Origin of the sequence: Sulfobacillus harzensis (genome assembly GCF_012933365.1) — a bacterium.
Lineage (GTDB): Bacteria > Bacillota > Sulfobacillia > Sulfobacillales > Sulfobacillaceae > Sulfobacillus_B > Sulfobacillus_B harzensis.
On the sequence record NZ_JABBVZ010000359.1, the window covers coordinates 1 to 362 of the forward strand.

The 362-nt window shown below is 65.5% G+C and carries 1 pseudogene; it reads right to left on the reverse strand.

From position 1 onward, the window contains the following. Positions 1 to 362 (reverse strand): annotated as a pseudogene (locus HIJ39_RS23485) (hypothetical protein); the annotation flags it as partial.

A 362-nucleotide genomic window follows, 5' to 3' on the forward strand; every position in this document is an offset into this window, starting at 1 on the left:
TGCTGCTGGTGTTGAAAGGCAATCACCGCGGCTTGGGTCATAGCGGTCCAGTACCTCGGATTCCAGAGGGATTTCAGAGCGGTGGGGACCGCCGTATAGCGCCACGTAAATTGGCCTGTCGGCGGTTGGTACACCGAGTCCCACCCCCGCCCGGCCCGCGCCCCCTCCGTGGGCGTCCATCGAAGGGGCAAGTACCCGAGTTCCGCCAGCCATTGCTGCAACCGGAGCATCGTGCCCTGCGGCAGTTGCACCGTCAACGTGCGAGACGCCTGCGCCAACATGGCGCCATCCCGGGCGACCAGACCGTGCTTTCCCCTAGGGAGATGGAGCACGATGGTTGTATCCGGTGCCCATCCCCGGCC